The sequence below is a fragment of the Nonomuraea sp. NPDC049269 genome (assembly GCF_043197155.1).
GTDB lineage: Bacteria > Actinomycetota > Actinomycetes > Streptosporangiales > Streptosporangiaceae > Nonomuraea.
Genome location: NZ_JBICSO010000005.1, coordinates 622,997 through 636,481, shown reverse-complemented (window position 1 = coordinate 636,481; position 13,485 = coordinate 622,997). Strand labels below are relative to the sequence as shown.

Below are 13,485 nucleotides of genomic sequence, written 5' to 3'. Positions count from 1 at the left end.
CGTGATCAACCCGGCTCGAAGACGCTCAGGCCCCGGCGCCGTACGGACGCTGAGACCGCTGCCCTGAACAAGGCGCACACGTCGCGGACGAAGCGGCTGCGAGACAGGCCCAGGCAGCGCAGGGCCAGACCATGATCGACGGCTACCACCGTCACCGTGCCGAGCATGAGGCACCACCACAAGCTCGCCAGTACGACCCGGCCCGCGGCGTTGAGGTGGCGGAACGACCCGCTGAGGCGCAGGGAGTGAAACGAGACGTGACGCTCCTCATCGGCCAGGATCCGGGCGGCGACGTCGGCGGCGAGCGGATCGCCCGCGCCGTCGCGCAGTGCCCGGTAGTAGCGCAGCGCGATCACCTCGGCGATCATCAGGACCATCAGTTCCCGGCGTAAGCCCGGCATCCGGCGTAACCGTACGAAGACGGTGTCGCTCCAGTGCCCGGGCAACGTCGGGGCGCCGGCGGCGGACAGGAGGCGGGCGAGCAGGCGGGCATGGTTCTGCTCCTCTCCGACGAAGAGCCGGACTGCCGTGCTGTAGGCGTCGTCTCCGGCTTCGTCCGCTTTGGCGATCAGAGCGGCGCCGTCGCCGCTCTCGCCGACCTGGAAGCGCTGGATGCTCGCGAGCACCGACCGGTGGAGACACGCACTCCGCCGCCAGCCGGGATCGCCGTCGGCGCGCCGTCGCGCGGCCGCCGCTTCGAACCTCGCCACCCAGGTGGCGAAGTCGGCACCATCCTTCATGCGCTTCACCGTACGAACGGATTGTGCGCAAATCCTACGGGTGACTGTCGAGATTTTGTGCATGTTCTCCGGCGGGCAGCCGCGGCGATGGCAGCAGTACGACGATGAGTACGGCGCCGAGCGCCACGCAGACCGCGCCCGCCATGAGCCCGCCCGAGTAGCCCATGATGGCCAGCGCGGCCACCCCGATGGCGCCGCCGATCTGCTGGACGGAGGTGAACACGGCCGAACCGAGACCGGCGTCCTCCTCGGTGGTGCCGTCGACCGCGGTCACGGCCATGACGGGCAGGCTCAGCCCGTTGCCCACGCTCAGAATGAGCATGCCAGGCAGGACGTGGGCAGCGTAGGAGTCGCCCGCCGCCACGCCGGACAGCAGCAGCAGGCCGGCGATGTTGACCAGGAAGGCCAGCAGGAGCGCCCAGCGCGTCCCGATCCTGAGCGAGATGCGGGCGGACAGCCACATGCCCGCCAGGATGCCGGCGCCGTAGGGCAGATAGGCGATGCCGGCCAGGAGCGGGCTGTAGCCGAGAACGGTCTGCACCTGGATCATCAACAGGAACGACATCGCGTACATCGCCATCGAGAACAGCAGGGTCGCGCCGTTGCCGACCGCCCGCGTCCGTGAGGCCAGGAACGATCCGGGCACCAGCGGCGCCACCGCCCGCGACTCGACCACCACGAATGCCACCGCCAAGGCGGCGGAGAGCACGACGGCACCGAGGACGATCGGATCGCTCCAGCCGGTCTCGCCGGCCCGGAGCAGCCCGTACACCAGCGACACCGCGGCACCGGTGCCCAGGACCGCGCCGGGAACGTCGAGGCGGCGCCGGCCGGGCGCGCGGGACTCGGGGACCAGGCGGGGAAGCAGTGCCAGGGCCACGACGACGATGGGCAGGTTGATCAGGAAGATCCAGCGCCAGGACACCAGGTCGGTCAGCGCTCCGGACAGCACCAGGCCCGAGGTTCCGCCCAGGGCCGCGATGCCGCCCCAGATGCCCAGCGCCTTGGCCCGCTCCTCCGGACCCGAATACAGCAACGTGATCATCGCCATCGCCGCCGGACTGGCCATCGCGGAACCCGCGCCCTGCGCGAACCTCCCGATCATGAGCTGCCACGGCTCCAGCGCGAGCCCGCAGGCCAGGCTGGCCGCCCCGAACAGCGCCACCCCGATGAGGAAGACTCGACGGCGGCCCAGCAGGTCCGCCATCCGGCCGCACAGCAGCAACAGCCCGCCGAAGGCCAGGAAGTAGGCGTTGACGACCCAGGGCAACCCGGACGCACTGAAGCCCAGCTCATCGCGGATGCTGGGCAGGGCCACGTTCACCACGGTGTCGTCGAGCACGAGCATGAATTGGACAAGACACAACACGATCATCGGCACCCGACGACGCTATGATCCGCCGCGTTTGGCCACAATCCGCGATGAGGCCAGACTGTGTCGCATGGAGGACATGGGCGCGATCATCGTCGGCCACTTCCCGCTGACCTCGGGGGACTGGATCCCCCCGCACAGCCACACCCGCCACCAGCTCGCCTGGACCCGCCGCGGCGTCCTGAGCGTCAACGTGGGCGAGGTGTACTGGGTCCTGCCGCCCACCAGGGCACTGTGGCTGCCCGCGGGTGTCACCCACGCGACCGGCGCGACCCGCGACGCGGTGCTGTGCAGCCTGTACCTGGCGCCGGAGCGCTGCCCGCTGGACTGGCCCGAGCCCACGGCGGTCGGCGTCGACGGCCTGCTGGCCGAGCTGATCGGGTACCTGGCCCGCCTCGACCTCACCGACGACGCGCGACTGCGTGCCGAGGCGGTGGTGCCCGACCTGCTACGCCCGCTGCCCACCCGGCCCATCGACGTGCCGCAGCCCACCGACGAGCGCGTCCGGATGGTGGCGGCCGCCCTGCTGGCGGACCCGGCCGACCCGCGCAGCCTGGAGGCTCACGCCCACGCGGCGGGTGTGAGCAGGCGGACGTTGACGCGCCTGTTCGCGCGCGACACGGGCATGAGCTTCGACCATTGGCGCACGCAGGTACGGCTGCGCGCCGCCCTGCCGCTGCTGGCCGAGGGGCAGCCGGTGTCGCGGGTGGCACACAGCGTGGGGTACGCCACGGCGAGCGCGTTCCTGGCGGCCTTCCGCCGTACGGTCGGCACCACGCCCCGGCGCTACCTGCTCAGTCATTGACTTCGCTCTTCTTGTGCGCCGCCGGCGTCGATGTGGTCGCAAACCCGCCAGACCATCCCCCGGTCCCGCTGCTGGAATGCTCCCCATGACCATCTTCCATGCCGAGGGATCCTGATCATGAAGACCGACACCGCCTATGGGCGTGAGATGGACGATCCGTACTGCCGATGGCCGGCGGGGGCGGCGACGCTGATGCGCTCCGCGCCATGGCGGCGCCTCGTCGTCCTCGGCGACAGTGTCGCGGCCGGCGTACGGGAGCCGCTGGACGGTTATCGCGACCTGGACGCCGCGGCGCGCGTCGCCGAGGCGCTCAGCGCGGCGCACCCGTCATTCAGCTGGCTCAATCTCGCGGAGCCGGAGTTGCGCACCGCCGAGATCCGCGACAGGCAGTTGGGCCCCGCGCTGGAGTTCCGGCCAGATCTGGTGATCATCTCGGCCGGGGGCAACGACGCCCTGCGGCGATCGTTCGACGAGGAGCGTCTCCATGACGAGCTGACCTCCATCGTCAGACCGCTCGTCGCCCGGGGAGCGCAGCTTGTCATCGTCGGGCTCTTCGACCTCGCGCGATCCGGCCTCGTACCGGATCCCCATGCCGGCCCGATGGCGGAGCGTTTCGACCGGCTGGACGCGGTGACCGGCAGGATCGCGGCGGAGTACGGCGGAGTCCAGGTGGCCAACCACGGTCATCCGCTCGCCGCCGACCCCGGCATCTTCGCCGGCGACCGTATCCACTGCAACGCTCGCGGCCATGCGATAGCGGCGGCGAATCTGGTCGCGGCGCTTGCCGCGCTGCCGGTGGCCGTCGCTGACCAACGGAGGATGTCATGACTGTTGACAATGTTCATCCCGAGCGGCTCGACTTCCGCGCCGATCGTCTCAAGGACCGGCGCATCCTGGTCGTCGGCGGATCGAGTGGCATCGGCGCCGCGGCGGTGCGGCGCTTCGCGCTCGAAGGCGCTTCGGTCGTCGCCATGGCGCGGAGGGAGGAACGGCTCACCGAGCTGTGCAAGGAGGTCACGGCGGAGGGCGGCGAGGCGTCGTTCGTCGGGTGCGACGTGACTCGCGAGGAGTCCGTCGCCGAGGCGATCTCGACCGCCGTCGAACGCCTGGGCGGCCTCGATGGAGCGTTCAACGTGGCAGGAGTCGGCGCCGCCGGCCAGATCCACGAGCTTGACGTGGCGGCGTTCGACCGAGTCGTGGCGGTGAACCTGCGGGGCACGTTCCTGGCGATGAAGTATCAGATCAGAGCGATGCTCGCCGGCGGTGGTGGCGCGATCGTGAACACCTCCTCGCTCAGCGGCCTGGTCGCGGCTCCGGAACTCCCCGCCTACGGTGCGGCCAAGTGGGGGGTGAACAGCCTCACGATGAGCGCGGCCGTCGGCTACGCGGCTCAGAACATCAGGGTGAACGCCATCGCCCCCGCGGCGACTCTCAGCGAGATGCTCGAGCGGTGGCTGCCGACCGACGAGGCCAAGAAGGCCATGGCCGCCCAGACACCGTTGAACTTCATCGCCCTTCCCGACGATATGGCGCGCGTGGCGCTGTTCCTCCTTTCGGATGAATCCCGCTGGATCACCGGCACGGTTCTTCCCGTCGACGGCGGAGCCTCCGCCGCCTGATCGCGGTTCCGCCTCATGATGCCTCCGGGAGGGCGCGCAGAGTGCCGGTGGCGACCATCGACACTCCACCTCCGACGGTGACCCGTTCCACGGCGTCGGGCGTACCGTAGGCGGTGATCGCGATCCTGCTGGGCCGACCGGTGAAGCGGCCCTGTGCCAGCGACAGTTCCTGGCCGTCGCGGGCCCGGCCGTGGCGCATCAGGTAGGCGGCCACGCAGCCGGCCGCGCTGCCGGTCGCGACGTCTTCGAGCACGCCGTCGTTGTTCCAGTGCCGGCCCTCGACGGCTCCCGCGTCGAGGACGTAGACGTACTGCGCGCCGAGCCCGCCGAGGAAGCCCTCGAAGTCAGGGTGTGTGATGCGGGCCCGGGCGAGCACGTCGCCGTCGCGCACCGGTACGACGAGATAACGCAGCCCCGTGGAGATGATCTCCAGCGGCAAGGTGTCGTCGAGGTCGGCGGAGGTGAGGCCCAGCGCCGCGGCGACCGGCTCCCGGGGGACGGTTGGCTGGACGAGTTCGGGTCGTCCTTGGTCCAGGAGGGCCAAGACCTGGCCGTCGGTTTCGCCGCGCGTGGTGACGTCAACGTTCCTGGCGCCCAGGACGAAACTCCAGTGCCGGTCTTCGCCGTAGGCGACCCCACTGCTTTCGTGGAGTACGGCCGCCGCGCCCAGCACCGGATGCCCGGCGAAGTCGAGCTCCCCCACCAGGTCGAAGACTCGCGCGTGGACGACGTCCGGCACCTCGGTGGAACGGACGAAGATCGTCTCGAAATGCCGGAGCTCCTGGGTCAGCCTCGCCATCTGGCCCTCGCTCAGCGGCGGAGGGTCGATGAGAACGGCGAGGCTGTTGCCGGTGAAGGGACGGTCGGAGAAGACGTCCACATGGTGGTAGCCGATGTCCATGTGCCAAGACTAGGAGCGGCGGGGGGCCACGCCTGGCATGACTCCCTCCGGCGGGGTAGAGGGCGCGGCATGAGCGGCGACGGATCACATCAGGCGACTCTCGCGGCGCTGGCCGCCAACGTAGGAGTGGCGGTCACCAAATTCGTGGCGTTCTTCTTCACCGGCTCCTCGGCCATGCTGGCCGAGGGCATTCACTCCATCGCCGATACCGGCAACCAGGGCCTGCTGATGCTCGGCCGCCGACGGGCCGCGCGCGAGCCCAGCCCCGACCACCCCTTCGGGTACGGGCGCGAGCGCTACTTCTACGGCTTCCTCGTGTCGCTCGTGCTGTTCTTCGGAGGCGGGCTGTTCGCGCTCTACGAGGGGTTCGAGAAGATCGCCCATCCGCATCCGCTGGAGAGCTGGCCGTGGGCGATCGGGGTTCTGGTGGCGGCGATCGTCATGGAGGGCTTGTCGCTGCGCACCGCCATACGCAACTCCAATCGCGTGCGCGGTGACCGGTCGTGGCTCGGGTTCATCCGCGAGGCGAAAGCGCCTGAGTTGCCGGTGGTGCTGCTGGAGGACACGGCGGCGCTGGCCGGACTGGTGTTCGCGCTCATCGGCGTCGGGCTGACCGTGCTCACCGGCAACGCCGCCTTCGACGGCCTCGGCTCGATCGCCATCGGGCTGCTGCTGGTGGCGGTGGCCGTGACCCTGGCCAGGGAGACCAAGAGCATGATCATCGGCGAGGCGGCCGCGCCCGCCGTACAGGACGCCATCGAGGACATACTGGACGGCGACCCGTCCATCCAGGCTTTCACCCAGGTGCGGACCCTGCACCTCGGCCCGGAGTACCTGCTGGTGGCCGCCCGGGTCACGATGCACTCGTCCGGCGACGTGGACGGGGCCGCGCAGGCGCTGGCGGAGACGGAGCAAAGGATCAAGGAGCGGGTGTCGATCGCGTCGGCGGTGTACCTGCAGCCGACTCCGCCGGGATCAGGTCGCTGACATCAGCAGGCTCTCCGCGCAGTCGACGACGGTCGTGGCGGCGGGCCGGGGACGCCACCCCAGCAGGCGCTGGGCCTTTTCCGAGGTGTGGAGGTGTTTCCGCCCCAGGTTCGGCGTCACCGCCCGGACCCCGGGATCGAAAAGCGCGATCAACCGGAACAAGAAGTCCGGCAGCACGCGCGCGGGAACCTTGTCGGCCGTCGCGCCGAGCTTCGAGCGGAGCTCCTTCGCGACGTCGGCCATCCACATGAACTCACTCACCGCGATGAACCGCTGCCCGGCCGCCCGCGTCGAGGTCATCGCGCGCAGGTGCAGATCGGCCAGGTCACGGACATCCACGATGTTGAACCCCAGGCGGGGAACGCCGAGTATGCGCCCCCGCACGAGGCGCCCGATCACCTGCACCGAGCCCAGGTTGTCCGCCGACAGCACCGGGCCGAACACCGCGCCCGGCAGGACCGTCGTCAACGTGGTGGGACCTTCGTAGCTCTCCATGAACCGCCAGGCGGCGCGCTCGGAAACCACCTTGGACTTCCGGTAGGCGTTGAGCCGCTCGCCTTCGATGTCGGTCCAGACGGTTTCGTCGATGACACTGACCTCGCTGCTCGGCGGCGGAGTGGCGGCGGCGCACGAGGACGTCATCACCACGCGCTTGACCTGGGCTTCGGTGGCGGCCTTCAGGACCCGGAGCGCGCCGTCACGAGCGGGCACGATCAGCTCGTCCGGATCCTTGGAGTTTCCCCCGCCCAGCGGCGAGGCAACGTGCAGCACGTAGTCGCAGCCAGCCACCGCCTCGTCCCAGCCGGCGTCGGACGTCAGGTCGGCGACGAAGACCGTCAACCGGCCGCTGGGGTCCACGGGCTTTTTCGCCGGGCTGCGCACGGTGGTGCGCACGGTATAGCCACGCCGCAGAAGCTCGGCGACACACCAGCCGGCGACGAACCCGGTCCCACCCGTCACCAGAACCGTCTCACCCATGGCTCCCCTCCCGTCATTTCATTAGCCGATCGGCTAATGAAATGACAACACAGAGCGGCGCGGCCGTCAACGGGTGGGCTACCATCGCCGCATGTCGCCGACCCGAGCCGAGCAGGCCGAGAAGACCAGGCAGGCGGTCCTCGACACCGCTCGGCGGCTGTTCGTCGAGCACGGGTTCGACGCGACGTCGTTGCAGATGATCGCGGACACGATGGGCGTGACGAAGGCCAACGTCTACTACTACTTCCGCACCAAGATCGAGATCCTGGAAGCGCTTCTCGACGTCAGCATCGCCGCCTTCGACGCGATGCTGGACACGGCCGAGACGATCCGCGGCAAGCGGGCCCGGATGGAGTACCTCGTCGACGGGTTCGTGGACCAGGTCATCGCCAACCGCTCGATCGCACCGCTCAGCCAGACCGATCCGGGCATGCGCCGGCACGACCGGATCAAGCGCACGCTCGACGAACAGGCCGAACGCGGCCTCCACCTGCTGTTCGGCGACCAGCCGACAGTGGACGAGCAGGCGGCGTACTTCATGGCCAACGACCTGGGCCCGGCGATCCGGCGCCTCACCCACCTGTCCGACGACGAACTGCGCGCCACCCTCAAGCGACTCTGCCTGCGTCTGCTCCGGGCCTGAGACCACCTCCCTGGGCGGCGATCAGTGCCACAATGGGCGGTAATGCTGTCTGACCCCCGGACTCGCGCGACCGCCTCGCTGTACGGCCTGGCCCTGGGCGACGCGCTCGGCTCCCAGTTCTTCGTCCCCGCCAACCGCCAGGCCCTCACCGACCGGACCCTGCCACCCGCGCCCTGGCAGTGGACCGACGACACCGAGATGGCCTGCTCCATCTACCTGGCCCTGGCCGACCGGGGCGCCATCGACCAGGACGACCTCGCCGCCGGCTTCGCCGACCGTCATGACTTCGACCGCGGCTACGGCCCGGCCACCAACCGGATGCTGCGCCTGGTACGCGAGGGCGGCGACTGGCGCACGCTGGCCGCGGAGTTGTTCGACGGCAAGGGCTCGTGGGGCAATGGCGCGGCCATGCGCGTGGCCCCGCTGGGCGCGTGGTTCGGCGATGACCTGCCGCAGGTCGTACGGCAGGCACGAGCCTCCGCCGAGGTCACGCACACCCACGCCGAAGCCGTCGCGGGCGCCATCGCCGTGGCCGTCGCGACCGCCGTCGCCGCCACCCAGCCCGAGCTCACGCCCGGACGGTTCCTCGACCAGATCCTCGACCAGACCCCGCTGAGCCAGGTCCATTACGGAATCGGCGAAGCCCGGCGCCTGCTGACCATCAGCGACCCGGTGCTCGCCGCCCGGGCCCTGGGCAATGGCCGCAACGTCTCCGCCCAGGACACGGTGCCGTTCACGCTGTGGGCCGCCGCCCGCCACCTCGACGACTACGAGCAGGCCTTCTGGACCACCGCCGCGGCCGGCGGCGACATCGACACCACCTGCGCCATCGTGGGCGGGATCGTCGCCGTCCGCACCCCGCTGCCGGTCGGCTGGCCGGCCTCCTGCGAGCCGCTGCCGGCCTGGGCGGGCGCACCGGCTCGGTGAATAATGTGTTGCCCGACGATGATCCGTCCGGCATGCTTCAGGGCATGAAGAACCTCACGAGCGACAAGATGCGACACATGGCCCACCGCCATGGCCGTATGCCCTGGGGTCACTGACGTCGTAGTCGGCGAGCCGCCCAGGACCACACGGTCTGGGCGGTTTTTTGTTTGTCCCGATGGCGGGTGAGGGTGCTGGTGTGCCCGGCGGTTTCATAGGCCGCTTCAGGTGGGTTCGATCCCCACACCCGCTACCGGGCCTTCGTGGCGCAGTGGAGAGCGCGCCTGCTTGCGGAGCAGGAGGACGCCGGTTCGAATCCGGCCGAAGGCACTGTGGCCGATCCCGAAGCGAACGAGGGACCAAGTTGTGATCTTGGTAAAAGCGGGTTCGAGTCCCGCCGGCCACCCCACGTCGGCGTTACCTGAGCGCGAGGGCTGTCTGTGAGGTGCGGGAGTTGAGCACCGATGATGCGTCATCGTCCGGGTCGGCCGCGAAAAGGGTCACCGCGCAGGCGCCGACCATGATCACGATGAGGATGAGGAGCACGCCCAGCACCAGCGTCGCGGTGCTCGGCGGGTTCTGGCGTGGGACCGCGGACTGGGAGATCGTGGGCGCGGGAGGTGAATAGCCGCCCGAGGCCTGTTCGCCCAGGCGGGCCTCCTCCGCGATGGCGGCGGGCTCGCCGAGGCGGTCCAGGATCGTGTGGATCCCGGCCGCCGTCGGGGGGTGCAGCTCGGCGCGGGCCACCGCGATGTGTTCGCGCAGGTCGGCGATGAGGTCATCGCGCCGCCCGGCGGGCAGCCAGGCGGTCGCGCGGGCGACCTCGGCCAGGTAGTCCTCGACGAGCCGGTCTAAAGGATCGGTTGGGTGGGTCATCTGTACTCCGTTCCGACGATGTGGTCCACGGCGTCGCGGAAGGCGACCCATTCGGACCGGAAGTGGGCCAGCGCCGCCTTGCCGTGGCTGGTCAGCGCGTAGTAGCGCCGGGGTGGACCGGCGGGTGACTCCCGCCAGGTGGTGGCCACCAAGCCGGTTCTGCGTAGCCGCGACAGCAGGGGGTAGAGCGTGCCTTCGCTGGTCGTCAGGGCTGTCTCCGCGCCGAGCTGGGTGACCAGCTCCACGCCGTAGCGTTCCTCGTTTTCGAGCAGGGCAAGGACGCAGAATTCCAGGGTTCCGCGCCGGAGGGCCGTGGCGAGACCAGTCGGGATTTCCATGCTGTGCATGCTACCTTGCGAAGCAAGGATCCGCGTGTGGCGCGGCCCTCCCGCGACGAGGGCTACCGGTAGGTCACGATCTTCGAGTTTCCGCCCTGAGCGGGCCGTCGATCCTCAGGCTGGACGCCAACCGACCTCCCGAAGAAGGGCTCCCATGCCGACCTCCTCCGGCCCCTTCAGCGGCCGTACCATCGCCGGCCTCGCCCGGGACCTGCGCGAGGGACGGACCACCTCGACGGCGCTCGTGCGGCTCGCGCTCGACGCCATCGCCGAGCTCGATCCGCTGCTCAACGCGTTCGTCACCGTGGACGCCGCCGGGGCGCGGGCCGCGGCGCGACGGGCGGACGAGGAGCTGGGCGGTGGCCTCGACCGCGGTCCGCTGCACGGGGTGCCGGTCGGGGTGAAGGATCTCATCATGGTCGCCGGGCTGCCCGCGACCATGGGCTCGCGGCACTTCGCCGGTCACGTCGCGGTGTCCGACGCCGCCTGCGTGGCGCGGCTGCGTCAGGCCGGCGCCGTCATTGTCGGCAAGACGAACACCCACGAGTTCGCGTACGGTCCCACGGGCGATCGCTCCGCGGCCGGGCCGTCGCGTAATCCGTGGGATCCCGCGCGCATGTCGGGCGGCTCCAGCGGCGGCAGCGCGGTCGCCGTGGCGGCGGGCATGGTCCCGCTCGCGCTCGGCACCGACACCGGTGGCTCGGTCCGGATTCCGGCGGCTCTGTGCGGGGTCGCCGGTTTCAAGCCCGCGTACGGGGCGATTCCGGTGGACGGTGTCTTTCCTCTGGCGCAGACGCTCGACCATGTCGGCCTGCTCGCGGGCCACGAGCAGGACTGCCTGGTCGCCTATCAGTCCCTGGTTCCGGGTGGCGCGCGGATGGACGGGCGGCCGTCGAGAGGGGTCGCCTGGCTCGATCCCACCGGCCTGTTCGCCTGCGACCCGCAGGTGGCCCGGACGACCCGTCAGGCCCTGGAGGCGGGAACCGGTCCGCTGGAGGAGCTCGCGATGTCGGCGAACGAGGCGGAGGAACTGCGCGAGACGTACACCGCCATTCAGAGCAGCGAGACGGCGGCGGTGCACGCCGCGCGGCTGGCCGAGGCGCCCGAGCTGTTCGATCCCGAGGTGCTCGAACGCCTGCGTGTCGCCACCGAGATGCCGGGCTGGAGGTACGTACGGGCCGTACGGGCCCGGCCCCGGCACGCCGAGGTCGTCGGCGCGCTGTTCGACCGGCATGACGTGGTCGCGCTGCCGACCGTACCGATCACCGCCCCGTTCCTCGGTCAGCGCGCGATGGAACTGGACGGCGAGCCCGTCGCCGTGCGAGCCGCGCTGCTCGCCTTCACCAGTCCGTGGAACGTGCTCGGTTTTCCCGCGCTGAGCGTCCCGGCCGGAACGGTGCGCGGCCTGCCGGTCGGGCTGCAGCTCATCTGCCGTCCCGGGCGGGAACATCTCCTGTTCGCAGCCACGCATGGAGGCCCGCTGCCCGGGTAGCCGGAAGCGAATGCGGATCCAGGACTGGTTCCTGACGGACCAGGAACGCGGCAATCCGGCGACCAAGCTCGACGCCTGGTCCACGGGCAACGACGTACGCCCGCTCATCCACGGCGCGACCTACTTCGCCGAGCTGAAGACCTGCCTTGAGGCGCTGAACAAGGACGACTTATTGCTGTTCGCCGACTGGCGCGGCGATCCCGACGAGCGGCTCACCGAGGACGGGCCCTCCCTGGGCGCCGCGATGGCGGCGGCCTCGCACAGAGGTGCGCTGGTCAGGGGGCTCATCTGGCGTTCACACCTGGACCGGTTGCGCTTCAGCTCGGCCGAGAACCGGCACCTGGGCGAGTACATCGAGGCCGCGGGCGGGCAGGCCGTCCTCGACACGCGGACCAAGCCGGGCGGCTCGCACCACCAGAAGTTCGTCATCCTCCGCCACGACGAGGATCCGGTGGCCGACGTGGCGTTCCTCGGCGGCATCGACCTGTGCCACAGCCGCCGCGACACCGCCGACCACCTCGGCGACCCGCAGGCCTGCCCGATGCCGCCCGAGTACGGCCGGCGGCCTCCGTGGCACGACGTCCAGGTCGCCATCCGCGGCCCCGCGGTGGCGGAGGTGGAGAAGGTGTTCTGCGAGCGGTGGGAGGACCCCGCTCCCGAGACCAGGGATCCGGTCAGGCGGCTGCGCGACCACTTCGCCCAGATGGACGACGTTCCCCCGCTGCCCGAGCCGGGGCCGCCGCCGCCTCCGGCGGGCACGCACGCCGTGCAGCTCCTGCGTACCTATCCCGCCAGGCGCAACGGCTACCCGTTCGCGCCGGACGGCGAGCGGAGCGTGGCGCACGCCTACCAGAAGGTGCTCGGGAGGGTCCGTTCGCTGGTCTACCTGGAGGATCAGTATCTGTGGTCCACGGATGTGATCGAGCCGTTCGCCGAGGCGCTGGAACGCGAGCCCGCCCTGCGGATGATCATCGTGGTGCCCCGCCATCCCGACCAGGACGGCTGGCTGGCCGGGCCGGCGAGCCTGGTCGGCAGAGTCCACGCGCTGGACCGGCTGCGGCGGGCGGGCGGCGACCGGGTCGCGCTCTACGACCTGGAGAACCATCAGGGCACGCCCGTCTACGTGCACGCCAAGGTCTGCGTGGTCGACGACGTGTGGGCCGGCGTCGGCTCCGACAACGTCAACCTGCGCTCCTGGAGCTACGACTCGGAGCTGAGCTGTGCCGTACTCGATGAGGAGGAGGATCCGCGCGAGCCGCACGGCGCCCGGCGGTTCGCCCGCGAACTGCGCCTGGCGCTGATGAGCGAGCATCTGGACCTGGCCGGGGACGGCACTGAGCTGTGCGATCCCGTGGCCGCGTTCGACGCCTTCACCGAGTCCGCGGCGCGGCTCGAAGCCTGGCACGCCGGCGGCCGCGCGGGGCCGCGACCGCCGGGCCGGCTGCGCCCGCATCCCTCCCCTGAGCTGCCCCGGGTGCGCGGGCTGCTCGCCGCGCCGCTCTACCGCCTCGCGATCGATCCCGACGGGCGCCCCGCGTCATTGCGTCGATCCGGGTCCTTCTAGGCGGCTTTATCATCGGCCGCCGGGGCGTCCGGCTCCTCCGGACGGGGTCCTTCGGCGGCGATCATGGCGGACGCCTGGTCGCCCAGGGCGAAGGCCGCCAAGACGATCGACGTAAGGGCACCGAACAGATAGGACAACTTCCGTCGTAGGTTCATGGAGGCCTCCTCGGAGTGGTCGTTGATTATGCGACGACCGTGGTTGCGATCGCCTTGAAGATCGCTTGCGCCAGAGGCCCACCCCTCCTTG

The 13,485-nt window shown here is 70.5% G+C and carries 15 protein-coding genes and 3 tRNA genes; 11 read left to right on the top strand and 7 right to left on the bottom strand.

Annotated elements, in window-relative coordinates; genetic code table 11:
* Positions 1-5 precede the first annotated feature (5 nt).
* Both ACGFNP_RS30315 and ACGFNP_RS30310 read right to left on the bottom strand, forming a co-directional pair.
* On the bottom strand, positions 6-740 hold the full coding sequence (locus ACGFNP_RS30315; RefSeq protein ID WP_393324744.1) for a ferritin-like domain-containing protein: 735 nt from the start codon (positions 738-740) through the stop codon (positions 6-8).
* 34 nt (positions 741-774) lie between these two features.
* Positions 775-2,115, bottom strand: coding sequence for an MFS transporter (locus ACGFNP_RS30310; RefSeq protein ID WP_393325088.1), 1,341 nt, complete (start codon positions 2,113-2,115; stop codon positions 775-777).
* Positions 2,116-2,182: 67 nt separating this feature from the next.
* On the opposite strand from ACGFNP_RS30310, the gene ACGFNP_RS30305 reads away from it, so the two are divergent.
* From ACGFNP_RS30305 to ACGFNP_RS30295, 3 genes are all read left to right on the top strand, one after another.
* Positions 2,183-2,917: an AraC family transcriptional regulator gene (locus tag ACGFNP_RS30305; protein WP_393324742.1), complete on the top strand. Its 735-nt coding sequence runs from the start codon at positions 2,183-2,185 to the stop codon at positions 2,915-2,917.
* 117 nt (positions 2,918-3,034) lie between these two features.
* A complete protein-coding gene (locus ACGFNP_RS30300; protein WP_393324740.1) occupies positions 3,035-3,745 on the top strand; it encodes an SGNH/GDSL hydrolase family protein in 711 nt (236 codons plus the stop codon).
* Positions 3,742-4,536, top strand: a complete 795-nt coding sequence (locus ACGFNP_RS30295; protein ID WP_393324738.1) for an SDR family NAD(P)-dependent oxidoreductase — start codon at positions 3,742-3,744, stop codon at positions 4,534-4,536. The genes ACGFNP_RS30300 and ACGFNP_RS30295 overlap by 4 nt, the downstream gene beginning before the upstream one ends.
* Before the next feature lie 13 nt (positions 4,537-4,549).
* On the opposite strand, the gene ACGFNP_RS30290 is transcribed toward ACGFNP_RS30295, so the two are convergent.
* Positions 4,550-5,437 (bottom strand): PhzF family phenazine biosynthesis protein, encoded by an 888-nt coding sequence (locus tag ACGFNP_RS30290; RefSeq protein ID WP_393324736.1) that lies wholly within the window; start codon positions 5,435-5,437, stop codon positions 4,550-4,552.
* A gap of 69 nt (positions 5,438-5,506) precedes the next feature.
* Between ACGFNP_RS30290 and ACGFNP_RS30285 the strand changes: the two genes are divergently transcribed.
* Positions 5,507-6,424: a cation diffusion facilitator family transporter gene (locus ACGFNP_RS30285; RefSeq protein WP_358325246.1), complete on the top strand. Its 918-nt coding sequence runs from the start codon at positions 5,507-5,509 to the stop codon at positions 6,422-6,424.
* On the opposite strand, the gene ACGFNP_RS30280 is transcribed toward ACGFNP_RS30285, so the two are convergent.
* Entirely contained in the window at positions 6,413-7,402 is a 990-nt protein-coding gene (locus ACGFNP_RS30280; RefSeq protein WP_393324733.1) for an NAD-dependent epimerase/dehydratase family protein, read from the bottom strand. The two genes, ACGFNP_RS30285 and ACGFNP_RS30280, sit on opposite strands and share 12 nt — an antisense overlap.
* A 91-nt stretch (positions 7,403-7,493) precedes the next feature.
* Here ACGFNP_RS30280 and ACGFNP_RS30275 point away from each other — a divergent pair, with 91 nt between their 5' ends.
* The 5 genes from ACGFNP_RS30275 (at position 7,494) to ACGFNP_RS30255 (ending at position 9,378) form a co-directional block, all read left to right on the top strand.
* Positions 7,494-8,045: a TetR/AcrR family transcriptional regulator gene (locus ACGFNP_RS30275; protein ID WP_393324731.1), complete on the top strand. Its 552-nt coding sequence runs from the start codon at positions 7,494-7,496 to the stop codon at positions 8,043-8,045.
* A 42-nt stretch (positions 8,046-8,087) separates the two neighbouring features.
* Positions 8,088-8,972: an ADP-ribosylglycohydrolase family protein gene (locus tag ACGFNP_RS30270; RefSeq protein ID WP_393324729.1), complete on the top strand. Its 885-nt coding sequence runs from the start codon at positions 8,088-8,090 to the stop codon at positions 8,970-8,972.
* 177 nt (positions 8,973-9,149) lie between these two features.
* Positions 9,150-9,222, top strand: a tRNA-Met gene (locus ACGFNP_RS30265).
* A 4-nt stretch (positions 9,223-9,226) separates the two neighbouring features.
* Positions 9,227-9,299 (top strand) — tRNA-Arg (locus ACGFNP_RS30260).
* A 2-nt stretch (positions 9,300-9,301) separates the two neighbouring features.
* Positions 9,302-9,378: transfer RNA gene (locus ACGFNP_RS30255), tRNA-His, on the top strand.
* A gap of 8 nt (positions 9,379-9,386) precedes the next feature.
* Here ACGFNP_RS30255 and ACGFNP_RS30250 read toward each other — a convergent pair.
* Together ACGFNP_RS30250 and ACGFNP_RS30245 are read right to left on the bottom strand one after the other, a co-directional pair.
* Positions 9,387-9,845: an HAAS signaling domain-containing protein gene (locus ACGFNP_RS30250; protein ID WP_393324727.1), complete on the bottom strand. Its 459-nt coding sequence runs from the start codon at positions 9,843-9,845 to the stop codon at positions 9,387-9,389.
* Entirely contained in the window at positions 9,842-10,183 is a 342-nt protein-coding gene (locus ACGFNP_RS30245) for a PadR family transcriptional regulator (RefSeq protein WP_358325232.1), read from the bottom strand. Before ACGFNP_RS30245 ends, ACGFNP_RS30250 begins: the two co-directional genes overlap by 4 nt.
* A 154-nt stretch (positions 10,184-10,337) precedes the next feature.
* Here ACGFNP_RS30245 and ACGFNP_RS30240 point away from each other — a divergent pair, with 154 nt between their 5' ends.
* Entirely contained in the window at positions 10,338-11,675 is a 1,338-nt protein-coding gene (locus ACGFNP_RS30240; protein ID WP_358325230.1) for an amidase, read from the top strand.
* Between the two features lie 10 nt (positions 11,676-11,685).
* Positions 11,686-13,239: a phospholipase D family protein gene (locus ACGFNP_RS30235; RefSeq protein ID WP_393324724.1), complete on the top strand. Its 1,554-nt coding sequence runs from the start codon at positions 11,686-11,688 to the stop codon at positions 13,237-13,239.
* On the opposite strand, the gene ACGFNP_RS30230 is transcribed toward ACGFNP_RS30235, so the two are convergent.
* Positions 13,236-13,394 (bottom strand): hypothetical protein, encoded by a 159-nt coding sequence (locus ACGFNP_RS30230; RefSeq protein WP_393324722.1) that lies wholly within the window; start codon positions 13,392-13,394, stop codon positions 13,236-13,238. The two genes, ACGFNP_RS30235 and ACGFNP_RS30230, sit on opposite strands and share 4 nt — an antisense overlap.
* Positions 13,395-13,485: the final 91 nt, after the last annotated feature.